At 69.3% G+C, this 19,589-nt stretch carries 21 protein-coding genes; 6 read left to right on the top strand and 15 right to left on the bottom strand.

Going from position 1 to position 19,589, the window contains the following annotated elements:
- Nucleotides 1-40: 40 nt before the first annotated feature.
- Nucleotides 41-1,012 (bottom strand): DNA polymerase III subunit delta, encoded by a 972-nt coding sequence (gene holA / locus QH276_RS10735; protein WP_280397215.1) that lies wholly within the window; start codon nucleotides 1,010-1,012, stop codon nucleotides 41-43.
- 299 nt (nucleotides 1,013-1,311) lie between these two features.
- Here holA and QH276_RS10730 point away from each other — a divergent pair, with 299 nt between their 5' ends.
- The gene (locus tag QH276_RS10730; RefSeq protein ID WP_280397216.1) at nucleotides 1,312-1,971 is read left to right on the top strand and encodes a GAP family protein; all 660 of its coding nucleotides are present in this window, start codon (nucleotides 1,312-1,314) and stop codon (nucleotides 1,969-1,971) included.
- 72 nt (nucleotides 1,972-2,043) lie between these two features.
- On the opposite strand, the gene QH276_RS10725 is transcribed toward QH276_RS10730, so the two are convergent.
- The 12 genes from QH276_RS10725 to QH276_RS10670 form a co-directional block, all read right to left on the bottom strand.
- Nucleotides 2,044-3,660 (bottom strand): ComEC/Rec2 family competence protein, encoded by a 1,617-nt coding sequence (locus tag QH276_RS10725; RefSeq protein WP_280397217.1) that lies wholly within the window; start codon nucleotides 3,658-3,660, stop codon nucleotides 2,044-2,046.
- A 523-nt stretch (nucleotides 3,661-4,183) separates the two neighbouring features.
- Nucleotides 4,184-5,068, bottom strand: a complete 885-nt coding sequence (locus QH276_RS10720; protein WP_280397218.1) for a ComEA family DNA-binding protein — start codon at nucleotides 5,066-5,068, stop codon at nucleotides 4,184-4,186.
- A 168-nt stretch (nucleotides 5,069-5,236) separates the two neighbouring features.
- Complete coding sequence (locus QH276_RS10715) at nucleotides 5,237-6,079, bottom strand: DegV family protein (RefSeq protein ID WP_280400865.1); 843 nt, start codon at nucleotides 6,077-6,079, stop codon at nucleotides 5,237-5,239.
- Nucleotides 6,080-6,082: 3 nt separating this feature from the next.
- Nucleotides 6,083-6,769, bottom strand: coding sequence for a diglucosylglycerate octanoyltransferase (octT, locus tag QH276_RS10710; RefSeq protein ID WP_280406715.1), 687 nt, complete (start codon nucleotides 6,767-6,769; stop codon nucleotides 6,083-6,085).
- Nucleotides 6,770-7,099: 330 nt separating this feature from the next.
- Complete coding sequence (locus tag QH276_RS10705) at nucleotides 7,100-7,267, bottom strand: hypothetical protein (protein WP_280400866.1); 168 nt, start codon at nucleotides 7,265-7,267, stop codon at nucleotides 7,100-7,102.
- Nucleotides 7,257-7,916 (bottom strand): histidine phosphatase family protein, encoded by a 660-nt coding sequence (locus tag QH276_RS10700; RefSeq protein ID WP_280400867.1) that lies wholly within the window; start codon nucleotides 7,914-7,916, stop codon nucleotides 7,257-7,259. The genes QH276_RS10705 and QH276_RS10700 overlap by 11 nt, the downstream gene beginning before the upstream one ends.
- Nucleotides 7,913-8,320: a ribosome silencing factor gene (gene rsfS / locus QH276_RS10695; RefSeq protein ID WP_280400868.1), complete on the bottom strand. Its 408-nt coding sequence runs from the start codon at nucleotides 8,318-8,320 to the stop codon at nucleotides 7,913-7,915. The genes QH276_RS10700 and rsfS overlap by 4 nt, the downstream gene beginning before the upstream one ends.
- Nucleotides 8,317-8,991 (bottom strand): nicotinate-nucleotide adenylyltransferase, encoded by a 675-nt coding sequence (gene nadD, locus QH276_RS10690; RefSeq protein WP_280400869.1) that lies wholly within the window; start codon nucleotides 8,989-8,991, stop codon nucleotides 8,317-8,319. Before nadD ends, rsfS begins: the two co-directional genes overlap by 4 nt.
- 39 nt (nucleotides 8,992-9,030) lie before the next feature.
- Entirely contained in the window at nucleotides 9,031-10,437 is a 1,407-nt protein-coding gene (locus QH276_RS10685; RefSeq protein WP_280400870.1) for a vWA domain-containing protein, read from the bottom strand.
- 2 nt (nucleotides 10,438-10,439) lie between these two features.
- Entirely contained in the window at nucleotides 10,440-11,333 is an 894-nt protein-coding gene (locus QH276_RS10680) for an AAA family ATPase (RefSeq protein ID WP_280400871.1), read from the bottom strand.
- A 276-nt stretch (nucleotides 11,334-11,609) separates the two neighbouring features.
- Nucleotides 11,610-12,077: an NUDIX hydrolase gene (locus tag QH276_RS10675; RefSeq protein WP_280400881.1), complete on the bottom strand. Its 468-nt coding sequence runs from the start codon at nucleotides 12,075-12,077 to the stop codon at nucleotides 11,610-11,612.
- A gap of 7 nt (nucleotides 12,078-12,084) precedes the next feature.
- Nucleotides 12,085-12,825, bottom strand: a complete 741-nt coding sequence (locus QH276_RS10670) for a DUF5919 domain-containing protein (protein ID WP_280400872.1) — start codon at nucleotides 12,823-12,825, stop codon at nucleotides 12,085-12,087.
- A 432-nt stretch (nucleotides 12,826-13,257) separates the two neighbouring features.
- Here QH276_RS10670 and QH276_RS10665 point away from each other — a divergent pair, with 432 nt between their 5' ends.
- A complete protein-coding gene (locus QH276_RS10665) occupies nucleotides 13,258-13,572 on the top strand; it encodes a hypothetical protein (RefSeq protein ID WP_280400873.1) in 315 nt (104 codons plus the stop codon).
- A 67-nt stretch (nucleotides 13,573-13,639) separates the two neighbouring features.
- On the opposite strand, the gene QH276_RS10660 is transcribed toward QH276_RS10665, so the two are convergent.
- Nucleotides 13,640-14,905 (bottom strand): glutamate-5-semialdehyde dehydrogenase, encoded by a 1,266-nt coding sequence (locus QH276_RS10660; RefSeq protein ID WP_280400874.1) that lies wholly within the window; start codon nucleotides 14,903-14,905, stop codon nucleotides 13,640-13,642.
- A 64-nt stretch (nucleotides 14,906-14,969) separates the two neighbouring features.
- On the opposite strand from QH276_RS10660, the gene QH276_RS10655 reads away from it, so the two are divergent.
- The 3 genes from QH276_RS10655 (at nucleotide 14,970) to QH276_RS10645 (ending at nucleotide 17,916) form a co-directional block, all read left to right on the top strand.
- Nucleotides 14,970-15,833: a ribokinase gene (locus QH276_RS10655; protein WP_280400875.1), complete on the top strand. Its 864-nt coding sequence runs from the start codon at nucleotides 14,970-14,972 to the stop codon at nucleotides 15,831-15,833.
- A gap of 193 nt (nucleotides 15,834-16,026) precedes the next feature.
- Nucleotides 16,027-17,244 (top strand): RtcB family protein, encoded by a 1,218-nt coding sequence (locus QH276_RS10650; RefSeq protein WP_280400876.1) that lies wholly within the window; start codon nucleotides 16,027-16,029, stop codon nucleotides 17,242-17,244.
- A 156-nt stretch (nucleotides 17,245-17,400) separates the two neighbouring features.
- The gene (locus QH276_RS10645; RefSeq protein ID WP_280400877.1) at nucleotides 17,401-17,916 is read left to right on the top strand and encodes a DUF4189 domain-containing protein; all 516 of its coding nucleotides are present in this window, start codon (nucleotides 17,401-17,403) and stop codon (nucleotides 17,914-17,916) included.
- Between the two features lie 112 nt (nucleotides 17,917-18,028).
- Here QH276_RS10645 and QH276_RS10640 read toward each other — a convergent pair whose 3' ends face one another.
- On the bottom strand, nucleotides 18,029-18,523 hold the full coding sequence (locus QH276_RS10640) for a hypothetical protein (RefSeq protein ID WP_280400878.1): 495 nt from the start codon (nucleotides 18,521-18,523) through the stop codon (nucleotides 18,029-18,031).
- Nucleotides 18,524-18,882: 359 nt separating this feature from the next.
- Here QH276_RS10640 and QH276_RS10635 point away from each other — a divergent pair, with 359 nt between their 5' ends.
- A complete protein-coding gene (locus QH276_RS10635; RefSeq protein ID WP_280400879.1) occupies nucleotides 18,883-19,440 on the top strand; it encodes a DoxX family protein in 558 nt (185 codons plus the stop codon).
- Nucleotides 19,441-19,589 lie beyond the last annotated feature (149 nt).

Below are 19,589 nucleotides of genomic sequence, written 5' to 3'. Positions count from 1 at the left end.
CCCCTCGAGCCGCGCACGACCGGACCGGCCCGGTGGTCGTTCAGTCGCGTCCGTGCAGGGCCAGCAGTTTCAGAACAGCGTCCTCGAGGGCGAAGCCGGAATCCGCGGCACCACCCTTCACATCGGCGTTCAGTGTCGCCACGACCTGTAGCGCGGAGCCGATCGCGGCCGGCGTCCAGCCGCGCGCCTGAGCCTGCGCTTTCTTCACCTTCCACGGCGGCAGTCCCAGTGGCCCGGCCAGTTTGAACGGATCCCCACGGCCCGCCGAACCGACCTTCGCGATGGTGTGCACCGAATCCGCCAAGGCGTCCGCCAGCACCACATGCGGTACACCGCGGTCCTGTGCCCAGCGCAGGGCCTCCACCGCCCCCGCCCGGTTCCCCGCCACGGTGAAATCCGCGACCTCGAAACCCGACACCTCCGCCTTGCCGGAGTAGTACCGCCGCACCGCGGCGAGGTCGAGCTTCCCGCCGGTATCGGCGACCAGCTGCGAGCACGCCGCCGCCAGTTCCCGCAACTCCGACCCGACGGCATCCAGCACCGCCGCGACCACCTCACCGGACACCCGCGCCCCGGCCGCCCGGAACTCCGCACGTACGAACTCGGCCCGCTCCGAGGCCTTGGTGAGTTTCGCGCACTCGTGCACCACCGCGCCGGCCTTGCGCAGCGCCGGCACCAGCGCTTTGGCCCGCCCGCCACCGGAATGCACCACCATCAGCACCACCCCCTCCGGCGGCGCGGATACGGCATCGGAGATCACGGCCACGGCGTCCTTACCCGCCTGGTCGGCCGCCTCGAGGATGATCACCCGATCCTCGGCGAACAGCGATGGGCTCAGCAGTTCGGCCAGCTCCGCACTACTGGCATCACCGGCCCGCAGCCGGTCGACGGGCACGCCGTCCGGATCGGGCACGCCCGCCCGCACCTGCGCGACCACCCCCGCCACCGCCCGCTGGATAAGCAGCTCTTCTTCCCCCAGCACCAGATGTACCGCCGCCGCTCGCTCGCTCACGGCACCGATCGTACGGCCGAACCCCCACAATCACCGGGATCGGCCTCACCCGGCGGGGACGTCGCAGGCACACGTCCCGGCGCGCATTGTGCACACCGAGCTCACCGCCCTGCATGACAACCGCTGCCCGGCATCGCCTCGGTCGGCCTGTTCCTGTCGTCCGCAGGGCCCTGGACGGGCACGACCTGCTGACCGGGCGAATCGGGTGCAGGCACGGCGCGGTCACAATGGGGCTACGACACAGGGGCTTGCCCCGTGAACCAGGGGCGGGGCGGGTTGTCTGTTCTACCGTCCAGGGCATGGGCGATGTCCTGGGCGATCTGCTTCCGCTCGCGGTGGGTGTGGCGATCTCCCCCATTCCGGTCGTGGCGGCGATTCTGATGATCCTGTCGGCGCGGGCGCGTAGCGCCGGTCTCGGGTTCGCGGCCGGGTGGGTGGCCGGTATCGCCGCGGTGACGGTGGTCGTGACACTGCTCGCGGGGCCGCTGGGCGGGTCGGCGAATCGAGAACCCTCGGCGGCCGGGGCATGGCTGAAAATTCTGCTCGGGATACTGCTGCTGATCTTGGCCGCGGTGCAATGGCGGGAGCGCCACGACACAGAGATCCCCGGATGGATGCGCGCCGTCGACGAGCTCACAGTCGGCCGGGCCGCCGAGTTGGGCGCGGTGCTGTCGGCGGTGAATCCGAAGAATCTGCTGCTGTGCCTGTCCGCGGGTGTGGTGATCGGTTCCAGCGGCACCGCCGTCGGCGGCCAGATCGTCGCGATCGTGGTATTCACCGTCCTCGCCGCGTCCAGCGTATTGGCGGTGATTCTCGGATACACACTGGCCGCCGACCGGTTACGCACCCCGCTCGAGCGGCTGCGCACGATGCTGCAGGACAACAACCACATCGTCTTGGCGATCGTGCTGGTGCTCATGGGCACGGTGGTACTCGGAAAAGGAATCGGCGGGCTCTGAGCGCCCGACCTCGCCCGGTATCGCGTCACCGGCACCACCCCGCCACTCGCGGTGTGACCGGAGGCCGCGTACTCATCCCGGGAACCACTGGATGCGCAGCAGGTAAGCGGCGAAGGCGCCGAGGGCTACGGCGAGCACGAATCGCCGGACCCGGGGCAGCCGCAGCGCAGGTATCCCGCCGGCGACGAGCAGAGCAGCGAACAAGCCTCCGGCCCCGCCACCCGGGACAGCGATCACCGCACCCGGTACGGTGGCCGCCTCGGTAGCGACGGTGAGCAGCCACCACAGCGGTGGGCCGGTGGCGCGCAGGATCAGCTCCGCGAGCGGATACCAGCAGGTGGCCACGACCGCTGCGGTAGCCCCGATCACGGTGATCGGGGCTATCACCGGAGCCACCAGGACGTTCGCGGCGACGGCCACCAGGCTGAGCTGCCCGGACAGAGCGACGGTGATCGGCGTGGTGACGACGAAGGCCGCCGCGGCCACCGCGACCAGTTCGGCGGGCAACCGCCACCAGCCCCGATCCCGCAGATAGTCGGCCCAGCTCGGCGCCAGCAGCAACAGCGCACCGGTAGCCAGGACCGAGAGCGCGAAACCGGCGTGGACCGCGAGGGCGGGCCACATCGCCAGCAGCCCGATCACCGCCGCACAGAGCGCCGGCAGGGCTTGCTTCCGGCGGCCGGTGAGCAGTGCGAGCAGAGTCACCGACCCCATGGCCGCGGCCCGCAGCACACTCGGATCGGGCCGGGCGATGACCACGAAGAACACCAGCGCGGCACCGGTCACGACGAAGGACAGCCGGGGTCCACAGGTGAGCAACCGGGTCAACGCGAGCACAGCGGTCAGGAGCACGGAAAAATTTGCGCCGCTGACAACGCACAGGTGCTGCAACCCGGAAGCCACGAAATCCTCGTGCAGCCGATCGGACAGACCCGAGGTATCCCCCACGACCAGCGCGGGTAGCAGACCTGCCGCATCGGGCGCGAGCGCGGCCTGCGCCACCGTGGACAGATCGGAGCGCACCCCGGCGGCCAGCGTCTGCCACCACGGCAACGGCCCGGCCGGAGCCGGCACACCGACCGGCCGCAGGGTGGCGACGGTGAGATCGTGTTGCCGCGGGGGCGCAGTGCGGGCGCGGAATTCGATCGGCTGTCCGGGAAGCAATTCACCCCAGCGTGGTCCGGCGGCCAGCACGACAACGGCACCGCCCGTGCGGACCACGCTGTCGCGGTAGCGGAACTCCCGCAGTTCGGCGCGAATCACCCACAGCCGTCCCCGCCCGGAACCGCTGCCGCGCACAGGTTTCGGATCGTCGGCCGGGGTGATCACGACGTGCACTGTCGCTTCGCCGGGCACAGCCCGCAGCGGATGGGTGCTCACCTGGTATTCGCGCCAGGCCCCGGCGAGCCCGAAACCCGCGCCCAGTACGGCCGCGCCGAGAACCGTCGTCACGACTACGCGGTATCGCTCGCCGCGCGGCGCGACCCCCAGCCACAGCAGTACCCACGACACCAGCGCCACCACCGCCAGGCCGGCCGCCGCGCCGGCCCCGGCGACCCATCCCGAGCCGACCGCCGAAATCGTCACCAGCCAGCAGACGAGAGCCCCCGGGAGCAGCCGCGCATCCAGTACCTGCCGGTCATTGCCGGTCTCGTCCGGCGACCGCTCGCCCCCACCTGGCCCCTTCACCGGCGAAGACGGACGGTCACCGTCCGCACGACCCACCAGATGCCGCGACGAGTGGGCCCGCAGACCGACGAGGGAAACCCGGTGAAATCGTCGGCCAACGCTCTCGAAACGACTCCGAGCCGCGCACCGGCCGCTGGACCCTGCTGGTCCGTTGCCGCGTTTGCCTCCACTGCCGGGTGCGATGCCTCGAGGCCGATATGCTGCCGCGCGACCTGCGGGACCGCAGTCGGCCAGGGCGTCGAGCGGCCCGATGCGCTGCCCCTCGACGACCTTGCCCGATGCGATCCGGTCGGCGATGGCCAGGCCGCGGTCCGCGTCGGATGCGCACCGCAGTGGCGAGCCGTGGAACGGGAAGGCAATCGCACCGCTGCGGATCCGACGTGGGCCGACACAGGACCGCGATCCTCGGCTCGCGCAATACCGACCCGAGCGCCGACGAGGCCAGAGATATGAGTCAGGTATCGGACGAGGTGACCGCGGCCCCCGGTATCCCGGGTTCCGGTAGCTGTTGCCGGCACGCCGTTCACAGCGTCACCAGTTCTTTCAGGCGGGCGAGCCGGGCGGGTCCTATTCCGTCGACCTCGGCCAGCTGCTCCACATCGCTGAACCGCCCGTTCGTCTCCCGCCAGGCGATGATCGCCTTCGCCGTGACCGGGCCGACGCCCGGTAGAGCGTCGAGATCCGCCTCGGTGGCGGTGTTCAGGTTCACCGGGGTTCCGGCGGTGGGTGCCGCGCCCTCGGCCGCTGGAACCCCCGGCCCGCCGCCGCTCACCGTCGCACTGCCGGCCGGCGGGACGGCCGTATCGCCGGCACCGACCCGGATCTGGTCGCCGTCGGCGAGACGCTGAGCCAGGTTGAGCCCGGTGACGTCGGCGCCCGGCAGCGCTCCCCCGGCCGCGTCCAGCGCATCGGCGACCCGCGCACCGGGCGGCAATCGCACGAGACCGGCCTTGTGCACCAAGCCGACCACACTCACCACCAATTCGGCCGGTGGTGGCTGGGCGGGTGCGGTTTCGGGCGCGGCAGGTGGGTTCCCGGGCGCGGTGTGCCCTGCGGGCAACGATGCCGGAAGCGCGGCCGGTAGCGGGGGAACCGGCTGAGCGACAGGGCGTTCCCAGAACACCACCACCAGCGTCACCAGGAAGGCGACCACGCCGATCCCCGCCATGGTCACCACGCCGCGGCGCCCCGGATCCAGTCGCGCGCCCTGGAATCGCGGGGGTAGCAGGCGTTCTCGCCAGGTGAGCGGTGCCGGCTCGGCGAGCCAGCGGGGCGTACGTACCGAATCGTCGTCGTCGGTGAATGCGGTATCCGGCCGCGGTGCGTCGGTATCGAGTTCCTCGCGTGTGCCGTCGAAGAACCCGCCCAGCTGTTTGCGTACTCGTTCCCGCTCGTCTTGTCGTGCCATGCTCGCGACGCTAGGCGCGCGAGCACATCCAACCACCGCGTCGACCAGGTACTTCAACAACTCTGTGGAGAACGCAAGCCTGTGGACAACCACTCCATCCGGACAATCGCATCCTTACCGGAACCGCCCTCCACGAGACGGCGAGCACCGGCGAAGCAGAGCCGGGAATCAACCGCACCCGCCGGGCAGCACCAGCACCCCGACCGCACCCACGCCGAGGTGCACCCCGAGCGCGGGCCCGAACTCCGCGGTGAGAATCTCCCGGACGTTCGGAAGCCGTTCGCGCAGCTGGGTCGTCACCATTTCCGCGGCGTCGGCCGCGTCCAGATGCTGCACCCCCAGCGCCGCCTCCCCCGGTCCGGCAGCCGCCACCGCCGCCGCGACCAGTTTCGCGACCGCCTTCGACCGCGTGCGCACCTTTTCCCGCAACTCCAGCCGGCCCTGCACCAGTTGCAGGATCGGTTTGCTCACCAGCTCACTGGCGAAGAACCCCGCAGCCGTGCTGAGCCGGCCACCACGCCGCAGCTGTTCGGTGCGGTTGACCACGATGAACGTATGCGAATTCTCCGCCGCGGTCACCGCGGCGGAGTGCACCGCGTCCAGGGGCGCGCCGGTGGCCGCACAGCGGGCGGCGGCCAGCGCCGGCAATCCCGTGGCCAGGCCCGCGCCGAGCGAATCCACCAGTCGCACCGACGCTTCGGCGCCCATATCCCGCACCGCCTGCCGACCGGCCTCCCAGGTGGCCGACAGTTGCCGGGACAGGTGCACCGCCACCACCCCGTCACCGCCACTGCGCGCCAAGGCTTCGGCGTAGGCGCCACGCAGTTCTCCCGGGGACGGCGCGGAGGTGCTGACCGAATCCGCGGCATAGTCGATATCGAGGTCGTCGACCCCTTCGCGCAGCGCCGTATCACCCACCAGCACATGCAAGGGCACCACCGCGATACCCAGTTCGCCGATCAGGTCCGCGGGCAGACTGGCGGACGAATCGGTGACCACCACGACCGCCACGTCTCATCCCACCTCGCGCAGTGTTTTCACCATCGCTTTGGCCACCTCCGTATGCCCGTCCCAGCCCCAGTGGATCCCGTCGGGGTTGGCGTCGCCGGAGTAGATGTTGTCGTGCACGGCCGCCTTCAGATCCACCAACGGGACCCCGGTGCGCGCCGACCAGCCTTCGAGCGCCCGCACCGCCGGCTCCCGCCCGCGGTGTACCCGGCCGTAGGCCGCGCAATCGTGCACCGACGGCAGTACCGCCACCATCGGCAGTTCCGGCCGCAATTGGCTCAGCGCGGTCCGGCACTGTTCCAGATAGTCGACGCTGACTTCCGGCGGCAGCGCCACCCGGCGGCCGAGTTTCGCCGCCCTGGGCTGGAGCCACTGGTAGGCGGTGCGCACCACCCGTCGCAAGCCGGCCGGGCGGACATAGCGGATCAATTCACGAAGCGCGGTGGGTAGTGGTGAGGGCAGGGAATCCATGCCGCCCACCGCGAAGACCACCGCACCCGCATGCGGTACGGCCGCCCAGACCCGGGGGTCGCCGATCAACGCCCAATAGGCGTCCCGGCAGGTCCAGCCGATCCGGGCGACGAGCTCGACGTCCCAGTCCAGCTCGGACCCCACCAGATTCGGCCAGATCCGCGGATGATCGGCCGGTAGACCGCCTTTGGGCCCGAAATAGGACAGCGAATCGGCGATCACCAGCAGTACCGGCCGCCGGGGAGCCGCCGGATCGACGGCCCCGGGCGTATCGAGCGGGAGGGCTACGGCCGAGCCGGCGGTGAGCTCCGTGGGCGGGGCGGCGGCCCGCCCCCCCGCCCGCGCGGGGGGCGCCGGGGCCCGGCCCCCCCGCGGCCGGGGCGGGAGGACCCGGGGGGGGGGGGGGGGGGGGCCCCGCCCGGGCGGGGGTGGTGCCCGGGGCGGGGGCCGGCGCCCGGCCAACGATCCGGCGCGGCCGGACCGGCGACCGGCCCGGCCGAATCCGGCTCACTATCCTCCGGCCTGGCTGTCACTGCGCAACCCTCCTGATGATCAGACTGCCTTCCGCATCTCGTCGCCGTCGGTGTCGTCGGCGTTCTCGTCCCGCGCCGGCGGGGTCGCGGGACCGAACAGCGCATCGGGTAGCGCGCGTTCCGGTTTCGCGGATACCCGCTGGAACAGTTCGTCCGGAATCTGCCGGTTCAGATCTTCAGATGACATCGGGTGCTACTTTCGCCGCTGCGTTCCACACATCGAGACGCCAGCCGGGCTTCTCGATGCTCGGACCGTGGCTGCTCAGCTGCACCCAGCTGGCGTTGGCCAGACCACCGAGGGCAGGCCAGTTCCGGGGCGGCAGATCGAGCAGTGCGGCCGTGAGCGCGGCGATCAGCCCGCCGTGCGCCACGAGAATCATAGTGGCGCCCGGCCAATCCCGCCGCTCGGTGAACAATTCCTGCACCACGGGCAGCGCCCGGGCACCGACCTCGAGCTTGGATTCGCCACCCGGCGGGGTGTAGGTGGCGTCCATCCGCCATTCCAGGCGCGCGCCCGGGTACAGCGAATCGACCTCGACGTCGCCCATCCCCTGCCAGTCACCGAGGTGGGTTTCCCGCAGCCGCGGCTCCCGGACCACTTCCAGGCCGGAATGTTCCGCCAGCGCCTGCGCGGTTTCGTAGGCGCGTTTGAGATCGGAGGAGATGAGGCCGATCGCCTTGTGGGACACCAGTTCCCGCGCGGCCTCTTTGGCCTGCCGCCGGCCCAGATCGGTGAGATCGGTATCGATCTGCCCCTGCATCCGGTCGTTGGCGTTCCATTCGGTTTGCCCGTGGCGCAACAGGATCAGGGTGCGCACACCGGTATTTCGTGTCACTCGGTATCTCCAGCACTTTCCTCATCGGCAGCCGATTCCGGCGGACCGATCCCCTCGACCGGAACAACAGGGCAGTCTTTCCACAGCCGTTCCAGCGCATAGAAATTACGTTCGTCGTTGTGCTGGATATGCACCACCACATCGACATAGTCCAAGAGCGCCCAGCGGCCCTCGCGGGTTCCTTCCCGGCGAACCGGTTTGTGCCCGGCCGCGCGCAGTTTCTCTTCGACATTATCGACGATGGCGTTCACCTGGCGCTCGTTCGGCGCCGAAGCGATCACGAAGCAGTCGGTGATCACCAGCTGCTCGGAGACGTCGAGCACCACCACATCGGCGGCCAGTTTCTCGTCCGCGGCCAACGCGGCGACGGTCGCCATCTGCACAGCCTCCGCTGTCGCAGTCATGCGGTACCCCCTGATGCCTGGTTCACGCTTCCATTACCTTCCGCTTGCGCCGGCACGTACAGGTGCCGTTTCGATATGTATTGCACGACCCCGTCCGGCACCAGGTACCACACGGGCCGGCCCTCGGCCGCGCGCCGGCGGCATTCGCTCGACGAGATGGCCAGCGCGGGGATCTCGATCATCGTGACCGCGTCGTCGGGCATCCCCCGCAAATGCTCGGCGAGATGATCGATATTCAGCTCGTACCCCGGCCGGCTGACGCCCACGAATTTCGCCAGCTCGAACAGTTCCGCCCAATCCTGCCAGGTGAGGATGCTGGCCAGCGCGTCCGCCCCGGTGATGAAGTAGAGTTCGGCGCCCGGATGCTGGGCGTGCAGGTCGCGCAGGGTGTCGACGGTGTAGGTCACCTTGCTGCGGTCGACGTCGGCCCGGCTCACCGAGAACCGCGGGTTGGAGGCGGTGGCGATCACCGTCATCAGGTAGCGGTCCTCGGCCGGGCTGACCCGGCGGCCGGATTTCTGCCAGGGCTGGCCGGTCGGGACGAAAACGACCTCGTCGAGGTCGAACCGGTGCGCGACCTCGCTGGCCGCGACCAGGTGCCCGTGGTGGATGGGGTCGAAGGTGCCACCCATCACCCCCAGCTTGAGTCCGGGCCGGCCTGTTCCACGCATGAGTGTCGAGCTTAACGGGGTGGTCGCGGCGAGTCCCGGTCAGACCGGCAGCAGCCGCGAGACCACGGCCGTGAGCTGGGACGCCGACCGGCATTCGTGCATCTCGATGACCTGCTGGTAGCGATCGGCCGCCGAATCACCCGAACCCCAGTTCTGCCGTGGTTCGGGGTTCAGCCAGTGCGCATGCTTGGCGACGGCGACCAGTTCGGACAGAGTGGCCAGTTCCGGGTCGCGATAGTTGGTGCGGGCGTCGCCGAGGATCAGCAGTGCGCTGCGGCTGGTGACCGCGTCCGGGAAGTCCTCGGCGAAGCTGGTGAGCGCGCTGCCGTAGTCGGAGTGGCCGTTGAAGCCGACGATATCGGCCTCGGCGAAGATCCGCTGCATCGCCTCGTCGAGCTGGGTGTGCGGGTCGAAGAACCGCGTCACCTCATCGGTGTGGTCGACGAAAGCAAAGATGCGGACCTTCGAGAATTGCTCACGCAGCGCGCTCACCAGCAGCAACGTGAAGTTGCTGAACCCGGCGACCGATCCGGAGACATCGCACAGCAGTACCAGCTCCGGCCGCCCGGGCCGCGGCTTGCGGTTCACCAGGTCGATCGGGACACCGCCGGTCGACATGGATTTGCGCAGTGTTTTCCGCAGATCGATCTCGCCGCGTTTGGCGTGCCGCCGGCGGGTCGCCAGCCGGGAGGCCAGGATCCGCGCGAGCCGCTGGGTGCTGCGTTTCAGCTCGGCCAATTCGGCCTGCGAGGCGCGCAGGAAATCCACGTCCTCGGCCTGCCGCGCGACCCCGTACGAAGCCACCCGCTCCCGCCCGATCTTCTCGGCCACCCGCCGCCGGGTCTCCGCCTCCACCGTCCGCCGGAAGTTATCGATCCGGCCCCGGGCCGTCCGCCGCGCGATCTCGGTATCGAAATCACTCATCCCCGGCGTGGTCATCCCGGCCAGGATCTGCGCGAGCAGGGTCTGCGGCTGGATCTCCTTGAGTGCCTGATACGAGGAGAACGAGGCGCCGCGCGCCGATTGATACTGCCCGAGCTGTTCCACCAGTTGGGCGGCCATCAGTGCCTGCGCGGCGCCGGAGTTCTCGTCGGCGAGCATTTCGGCCAGCATCCGGCGCAGCTCGGGGACGTCGAGGCGGCCGTCCTCGCGGTACGGCAGCTCGATCTCCGCGGCGGCGTCGCGCGCTCCGATCGCGATCGGGAACCAGAGGTCGAACAGACCGTCGTAGGTCGCGCGGTGGGTGGTGCGCCGCAGCAGCGCGCAGGCCAAGCCCTCCCGGACGGCTTCGCGGTCCATGAGATCGAGCACGGACAGCACCCGGCCCGCATCCACCGTTTCCGAGGGACCCACCGGGATCCCGCGCGCCCGCAGCGCCTCGACGAACCCCACCAGATGTCCGGGCAGGCCGTATGGGGCCAGGGGCCGGTCTTCGGTGACCGCCATGATCAGGCCGGTTTCAGCTCGGCCAGCGCACGCTGGTGGTCGCTGCGGTGTTTGAGCACGACCCCGAGGGTTTCGCGCACCGTCGCATCGTCGAGATCGGTATGCCCCAGGGCGAGCAGGGTGCGCGCCCAGTCGATGGATTCGGCCACCGAGGGCAGTTTCTTCAACTGCATCCCGCGCAGCACGTGCACGACCCGCACCAGCTGCGCCGCCACCGCCTGCGGCAGTTCGGGCACCCGGCTGGCCAGGATGCGCCGCTCCAGATCCTCGTCCGGGAAATCCAGGTGCAGGTACAGGCAGCGCCGCTTCAGCGCCTCCGACAGCTCACGGGTCGCGTTGGAGGTCAGCACCACGAAGGGTTTGCGGGCGGCGGTGATGGTGCCCAGCTCCGGCACGGTGACCGCGAAATCGCTGAGTACCTCGAGCAGCAGCCCCTCGATCTCCACATCGGCTTTATCGGTTTCGTCGATGAGCAGGACGGTCGGCTCGGTCCGCCGGATCGCGGTGAGCAGCGGCCGCGACAGCAGGAACTCCTCGGTGAACACATCGGCCTTGGTATCGGCCCAGTCGTTCACACCGCCCGCCTGGATACGCAGGATCTGCTTGGCGTGATTCCACTCGTACAGCGCCCGCGCCTCGTCGACACCCTCGTAGCACTGCAACCGCACCAGTTCCGCCCCTGAGGTCTGCGCTACGGCCCGCGCCAGCTCGGTCTTGCCAACACCCGCCGGCCCCTCGATCAGCAAGGGCTTACCGAGCCGATCGGCGAGGAAGACCGAGGTAGCGGTCGCCTTATCGGCCAGATACCCGGTTTCGGCAAGACGGGCCTGCACATCATCGACCGACGCGAAGATCGGCTCCTGAACCGGCGGGATAGGGGAACTCGCGGGCTCCATGGGCGTCCTTCCGTCGAACTCTGCCCACCCCACGCTACCGGGCGCCCGCTCAGCGAGCCTCGTCCCCCGCGGCCAAGAGACCCAGGTCACCGAGTCGTCCGACCGCACTCGCCGCGCTGACCAGAGCCGTCGGCAACGCCGAAGGCAACGAGACGGGGATCCAACGATCCGCACGTCGGTGAAGGGCCGTGGAGGCGTTGACCATGACCGCTGCGGCGTCGGCCCGGCAGCTGGACTGTTGGCCGCATGCGGATCCGCCACTGGGAACTACCCAACTCACCCGAGGTAGGGCGTGGGGCGATTCTCCAGGTAGTGGGTCAGCCTGAGTCGCTGCGTATGGTGCATATCGAGGCCTTCGATCTGATCGGGGGCGACAAACCGCAGTTCGGTGGACTCATCGGAGATAGCGAGGTCACCACCGGTGACACGAGCCCGGAAGCATACGTTGAACTGACGCCGCACCTCACCGTCGCTGTAGGCGATCACATGACGGGGGTCGGTGTACGTGCCGACAAGTCCGGTGATCTCGATATCGAGGCCGGTTTCTTCCTTTACCTCACGCACAGCGCAGCCGGGGAGACTGTCGGTCATCTCCATGCCGCCACCCGGAAGCGCCCACAGGCCACTATCGGCGCGTCGCTGTAGCAGGATGTGACCCACGTCGTTGCACACCACGGCGGAAGCTGCGACAACGAGATTGTTCGGTTGTGGTGCGGCTGGATCGTCGTAGAACTCGGTGCGCACCATCGGCTTACCCTTCCACCGGCCGGGCCGTTTGCCAGACCGCGTCGAAACTCTCGGTGTAGGTGTCGAACAGGCCACCGTCGAGGGTACGGCGCAGATGCCAGACGGGCGCACCGTACGCATTCACTCCCCACACATGGGCATTGACCAGCATCTGGTCGTCGGCACGGTAGATGCTGTTGTAGAGGGTCGTGTCGTGTGTCCGCAACTCGATACCCGCCGTCGGTTGCAATGCCCGGTAATGCATCAGGGCGAGACGGCAACGCGATTCGATGCCGTGTCCGAACTTCTCTTCTGTGCCGCGTTGCCGGACGTTGACGCCGTCCGGGTCGCCCACAGCCAACCGTATCGAGCAGCCCGCCTCCGCCCGTTCGATCAATAGATCATTGAGCCGTGGGTACGCCTCGTGGAGGAATACGGCCGCGTACACGAGGACGTCGATGCGCTCACGTGCTGCGGCGAACAGGTTGACGAACGTCGACGCCGGGACATCGGCCCGCTGGTCGTGGAGAGCAACGAGTTCAGGGCTGACGGCTCGTGCCGGCCGTGCTTGCCGTAAGGCCGGCCACAAGACATGAACGTCCTCACCCAATCGCTCTGCGGCCTGGATTGCGGTGCGTCGCCGCGGAATCCGGCCGAGGTTCACCCAGCGTTCAACCGATTTCGGATCTACGCCCGTTGCCTCGGCCAGGCTCGCATGGGTCCACCCTCCGGCAGCCATGGCTACACGCAACCGCTCATTCGACACAGGGACGTTATACACCTTGCGGGACGTCCCGAAATGGAAAACGTACGAGGTTCCGCCGTCCCCCGGAACAACGAGACGCTGTTGCAGCACGCGGCGGGTGAGTGGCCATCGGCTCGCCGCCACCGTGCTCCACCACCGATCGAGCAGGGGATGCGATGAGTAGCCAGTTCGAGAATCAACCCACGTCTACCGTCCCACAGGGCCACGGCCGCTTCCGCCGACATCAACATCTCCGGGCGGCATTGCCACTCTTGGACGGCAACACCCCGGTAGACCTCGCAATACTGCAACGAGTCGCCGACGCTCTGCGCGCAGAACCCGAGGTCGGTCACCGCGCCCGCCCGGGGACCTCAGCCGATATCGCCCGACTGCGACGAGATATGGGGAACAACATTGCCGACCTGTGGACGGCTCCAAGCGAAGAGGTCCGTAGTGCCCGCTGACCCGAGACGCGCGATCCTGCTCCGCCGGTCCAACGGAGACCTCGATGAAATCGAGGACCTGATACAGCGGCACAACCTGACCGTGCTGTACACCGCGATCACGGATACGGCGGTGCCGCGGTTGGCTGTACTGATCGCCATGGAGCACGTTCTCAACCACAACGCCCAGGTAGTGATCGTGCCTCACCTATGCGCGCGGGATGCGTGGGGCGGCCGGGAGTGGCACGCGCTCGCCGAACTCGTCGATGTGGTCATGGCCGACGGTGAACTGCTCGGCGGCAGCACCGACTCGGTTCGGCCGTGATTGATGACAGCCTGCCGGAGCGGCTCGGCGGCGAGAGCCGAACCGCGTCGGCGAGGAATGCGCGGTGCTACACGGGCCGGATCTGACCGGAGCCGCGGACCACCCACTTCGAGGAGGTGAGTTCCGGTAGGCCCATCGGGCCGCGGGCGTGCAGCTTCTGGGTGGAGATGCCGATTTCGGCGCCGAAGCCGAACTGCTCGCCGTCGGTGAAGGCGGTGGAGGCGTTGACCATGACCGCCGCGGCGTCCACCCGGCGGGAGAACTCGTCGGCGGCGGCCAGTTCGCCGGTGACGATGGCCTCGGTGTGGCCGGTGCCCCAGGTGTTGATGTGGTCGATGGCGGCGTCGAGATCATCGACGATTTTCACCGCGATATCGAGGGTGAGATACTCCTCGGCCCAGTCCTTGTCCGTGGCCGGCACCATGCCGTCGAGGTCGCCGTGCAGGGTGACGCCCTTGTCGGCCAGCGCCTTGCTCAGCCGCGGGAGGGCGGTCTCGGCGATGGCGGCGTCGATCAGCACGGTTTCGGCGGCATTGCACACGCTGGGCCGGCGGGTCTTCGCGTTGATCAGGATTTCCTCGGCCATGTCCAGGTCGGCGCCCGAATGTACGTAGACGTGGCAGTTGCCGGTGCCGGTTTCGATGGTCGGGACCTGGGCGTCGCGGACCACGGCGTTGATCAGGCCGGCGCCGCCGCGCGGGATCACCACATCGACCAGGCCGCGGGCCTGGATCAGGTGGGTCACGCTGGAGCGGTCCTCGCTGGGCAGCAGCTGGACGGCGTCCGCCGGGATGCCGACCTCGGTGAGCGCCGAACGCAGCACCGCGACCAGCGCCGCATTCGATCGGGCCGCCGACGACGACCCGCGCAGCAGCGCCGCGTTACCGGATTTCAGAGCGAGCCCGAAGGCATCCACGGTGACGTTCGGCCGGGCCTCGTACACCATGCCGACCACCCCGAGCGGTACCCGGACCTGCCGGATCTCGAGCCCGTTGGGCAGCGTCGAACCGCGTTCCACCACACCCACCGGGTCGGGCAGGGCGGCCACCTGGCGCAGACCCGAGGCGATACCGTCGACCCGGTCCTTGGTGAGCCGCAGCCGGTCCAGCAGCGAATCCTCGGTGCCGGCCGATTTCGCGGCGACGAGATCCTCGCCGTTGGCCTCCAGCACCGTATCGGCGGCGGCCAGCAGGGCGTCGGCCGCGGCGTGCAGGGCTTCGTTCTTCTGGGCCGTGGTGAGCTGGGCGAGCACCCGGGACGCGACCCGCGCCCGGCGCGCGGCCTCGTGCACAGCCTCGCGCATATCGAACTCAGCGGTGGTCTCTGCGGTCATAGCTATACAGCCTACGCACCGGGAAAACCGGATTTCACCGGCGTTCGCGCGTTACGTTCTCCTGGTGACCACGCCACTGATCGCCGTCCTCGGCAGCATAAACATGGACCTGGTGACCACCACCGCGACCCGCCCTGCACCGGGCGAGACGGTACTGGGCCGCGGTTTCGCCATGGTGCCCGGCGGCAAAGGCGCCAACCAGGCGATCGCGGCGAGCCGGGCCGGCGGGCAGACAATGTTCCTGGGCGCCATCGGTACCGATGTGTTCGCCCCGCGGCTGCGCGCCGTGCTCACCGAATCCGGCGTGGACACCACGGGGCTGCGAGTGGTCGACGGTCCGAGCGGTATCGCGACGATCGTGGTCGACGACGCCGGGGAGAACAGCATCATCGTGGTCGGCGGCGCCAATACCGCGGTGACGGGTTTGACCGCCGCGGACCGCACCGCCATCGCCGCCGCCGATTTTCTCGTCTGCCAGCTCGAGATACCGCTCGAAACCGTGACCGCCGCCGCCCGCCATGCTCGCGCGCACGACACCACCGTGATCCTCAACCCGTCGCCGGTCCGGCATCTGCCCGATGAGTTGTGGGAGCACGTGGACGTCGCCGTGGTGAACGCGGGCGAGGCCGAACACCTGGGCGGGCCGCTCGCCCGGGTGCCGCATGTGGTGGTCACGCTCGGCGCGCACGGCGCCCGGCATCGCGGACCCGACGGCGCGGAAATCACCGCTACTGGACCCGCGGTCCACGTCGTCGACACGACCGGCGCGGGCGACACGTTCACCGGAGCGCTCGCCGTGCGCTGGGCACAGGGACCTGCCGCCGCACTGCGCTTCGCCTGCACCGCGGGAGCACTGGCCACCACCGCGCTCGGTGCCAGTGCGTCGATTCCGTGGCGCACCGAAATCGAGGCGGCCCTTCCCGGCTGAATCCGCTTCCAGGCCGAGAGGTCACCGACCCTCCGGTTCTCTGCGCGCCAGGCGGTGTCACCGGCACCGGTCTCCGGCCTGCCGTTCCGCGCAGGCCGGCATCGCGAAAATCGGGTGCCCTACCGACTGCGCGCGGCCTACCGTGAAGTGAGGCGGCGGGTAACGGCCCGTCGTGAACGGAAGGATCGAGACAATGTTTCCCGTCGAGCTGTCCGGTACCCGGGCACGGACGTTGATGTGGGCCCAGGAGAGCGAGATCGAGCCGGCGGCGCTGCAACAGCTGCGCAATATCGCCCGGCTGGAATGGGTGCACGGCGTCCGCGTCATGCCGGATGTGCACCTCGGGAAGGGCGCCACGGTCGGTTCGGTGATCGCCATGCGCGATGCGGTCGCCCCGGCGGCGGTGGGGGTCGATATCGGCTGCGGTATGGAGAGCGTACGCACCGACCTGACTGCGGCCGATCTGCCCGACGACCTGCGCGCCCTGCGGTCGGCGATCGAGGCAGCGGTCCCGGTGGGCTTCGGCGCCCACCAGCATCCCGTGCAGGTGAACAAGCTGGCACCCGGACGGTCCGGTGTCGCCACCGCGACCTTGCGCACCGGCTGGGAACGGTTCTGGTCGGCGTTCAACGATCTCGATCACGCAGTGGCGCCGCGGGAATCCAAGGCGCACAAGCAGATGGGGTCGCTGGGCGGCGGAAACCATTTCATCGAAGTCTGCCTGGACCAGGACGACCAGGTGTGGATCCTGTTGCACTCCGGGAGCCGCAATATCGGCAAGGAGATCGCCGAGCGGCATATGGCGGTGGCCCGCAAGCTCCCGCACAACCAGAATCTGGTCGACCGGGATCTGGCGGTGTTCCTGGCGAACACCCCGGAAATGGCCGCCTACCGGCACGACCTGACCTGGGCGCAGGAGTATGCGGCCCGCAACCGCGCGGTCATGCTGGCGCTGGTGTGCGACGCGGTGCGCAAGCAGTTCCCCACCCGGGAGGTCCGGTTCGATACTCCGGTGTCATGCCACCACAACTATGTGGCGGAGGAGAAGATCGACGGGGTGCCCATGCTGGTCACCCGTAAGGGCGCGGTCCGCGCCGGGGCGGGCGATATGGCGCTCATCCCGGGGTCGATGGGAACCCGCTCCTATGTCGTGCGCGGTAAGGGCAACCCGGAGTCGTTCCAGTCCGCCTCGCACGGCGCGGGCCGGCGGATGAGCCGCAATGCGGCCAAGCGGCAGTTCAGTGTCGCGGATCTGATCGCCCAGACCGAGGGCGTGGAGTCGCGTAAGGACGCGGGTGTCCTGGACGAGATCCCGGCCGCCTACAAGAACATCGACGAGGTGATCGAGGCCCAGCAGGACCTGGTCGATGTGGTGGCGACCCTACGCCAGGTGTTGTGTGTGAAGGGATGACCGTGTGGCAGGCCGGCCGGTCCGGCCTGCCACTGCTTCCGATCACTCGCGTCGCCCGGTGCGGCCGGTATGAGTCGAGTTCTCGTAAATTTCTGGACACTTCGATCGGCGTCGGAAACAATCGCCCGGAGATTGGTTCTGAAACGGGGAGATTCGATGATTTTGCCGCGGCAATTGTCGCGCGCGCTGGCCGGGGTGGCCGGGATGACGTGCGCTACCGCAATCACTTTTGTTATGGCCGGTCCGGCCGGGGCCGCGGAGAGCGGGGTCGCGATCGCCCGGGCCACGGGATATCAGGTCGCCTCGATCGACGGTGGGTTCCCGGCGGTCGACGGCAATCTCTATGGCGCGCTGGCCATTTCGCAGAGCACCGCGACGGTCGCATCGGCCGTGAACTATGGCAGCTCGGCGGCGGCCGATAACGCCGCCGTCGCCGAATGCGGAGTTGCCGACTGCCAGGTGGTGGTGCATTTCGCCAATGCGTGCGGGGCGGTGGCGCAAGGGGCGGATTACCGTTTCGGCTGGGCCTGGGATGCCAACCGTGCCGGTGCCGAGCGCCGGGCGGTCGATGTGCTCGGGATGAGTGCGCCGCCCTTCCCGGACCTGGGCAGCGCGTCGCCGCGGCCGGCCCGGGTCATCCTGTCCGCCTGCACCGATACCGCCGCCGGCTAGTCCTCGGACAGGTCGGCCATTCGGTTCGCGAGATCGCCCCCCGTGCATACCCGCACCTGGGGGCGATCGGCGCGTTCAGCTGCTGTCGAGCGGAGCGTAAGACTGCGCCGGCCTAACTACGGCTCGCCGGGGCGCCCCGGTGGCGGAGCACCGCGGCAGTAGCACCCACGCCGAGCAGCAACACCCCGATCAGCAGCATCACGCCGCCCGACAGCCAGCTGTGCAACGCGCGAACCAGGTCGGCGGGCAGGCCCGGTATCGCGGAGAGCAGCCGGTAGCTGTTCTCGGGCGCCACGATGTGGAGTACGCCGGGCACGACGCCCCACACCACTCCCGCGATCATCGCCGCCGCCGGCACGTAGACCGCGAGGGACGCGACCAGCAACAGCAGCATCGCCCCGAGCACCGATTGGGCGGGGGCGAGCCAGCGGTCGACATCGTCCCACCACCGTCCGGCCAGGACGGCTCCGTTCGCGGCAATACCGACCGCAACCGGTGTGAGCACCAACGCGATCAGCACTACGGCCACCCGCCACAGCCCGCGCGGAAAACGGCGGGCGGTATCCGCCGCCGCGCGCACCGTCGTTTGCTCGACGAGATCGGTCATCCACGACTCCCTCCGGACGCTCGGCGCTCACGCACGCAGCCCTTGTCATGCCGCCGGAACGGCCGCACCGAACCTTTTCATACCGAGGCTCGCGGCCTCGCCCCGCCAGGGCACGAACGCGCCACCGCTCGTGGCGGAATTGTCACCCAACTCGTGGTCTCCGGCGCGCCTGCGTCCCATGCACTCCGACCGGGGCGGTCACCGGTGAACCGCACGCCATCGCGCCCACTCTCCGGCGCAGCACCCCTAACCGACCTCTTGACTAGTTATCATCCGATGCGTATCTTTTGTAATCAGTCGATAACCACAATCCGTCGAGAGTTCTGCTCCGACGGATCGCCAGCCTTCGAGGAACCGCCATGTTCGGCACCCTGATGCTTTTCGTCGCCCCCACACTCGTCCTGCGCCTGCTCGGTGCCTTCGGCGTCCGCCGCTTCGCCACCTGGCGCGTCGCCGCCGCCCACGGGCTGGCGTTCTTGTTCACCATGACCGGGCTGGCGCATTTCATGCCCGATTCGGTGACCGTGATGCCCAGCCACAGCGATCTGGTCGCGATGGTGCCCACCGCCATCCCGTTCCCGGCCTTCGCCGTGTACGCGACCGGCGTACTGGAGCTGGCCGGAGCCGCGGGTCTGCTCTTCGCCGGCACTCGCCGCTGGGCCGGGCTCGGACTCGCCGTACTGCTGGTCGTGATGGTCCCGGCGAATATCTACGCCGCGGTCGAGGACATCCCGCTCAACGGCGAACCGCCCACGCCGCTGTGGTTCCGGATTCCGGAGCAGATCGTGTACGTCGCTGTCGCGCTCTGGGTCGCGCAGGTACGGAACGCGATTCGCGACCGTCGCGTCCAACCCGGCGCGCCCGCAGTCGCAGGTCTGGGCGGCACCGAGCGCGCCGCACAACCGGGCGCCCGCTGAACTCCCGCTGCCGCCACAACGGTGCGGGGGGGCCCCACCCCCGGGGGTGTAGGAGCCCCGCGGCCCGCACCCCCCCCCCCACGCCCCCCCCCCCGGGCCCCCCCCCACTCCCCCCCCCCCCCCGCCCCCCCCCCCACCCCCCCCCCCGC

The sequence above is a fragment of the Nocardia carnea genome (assembly GCF_029869215.1).
GTDB classification, from domain to species: Bacteria; Actinomycetota; Actinomycetes; order Mycobacteriales; family Mycobacteriaceae; genus Nocardia; species Nocardia carnea_B.
Note: the sequence above shows the minus strand (reverse complement) of the source record. Positions and strands in the feature narration are given on the sequence as shown.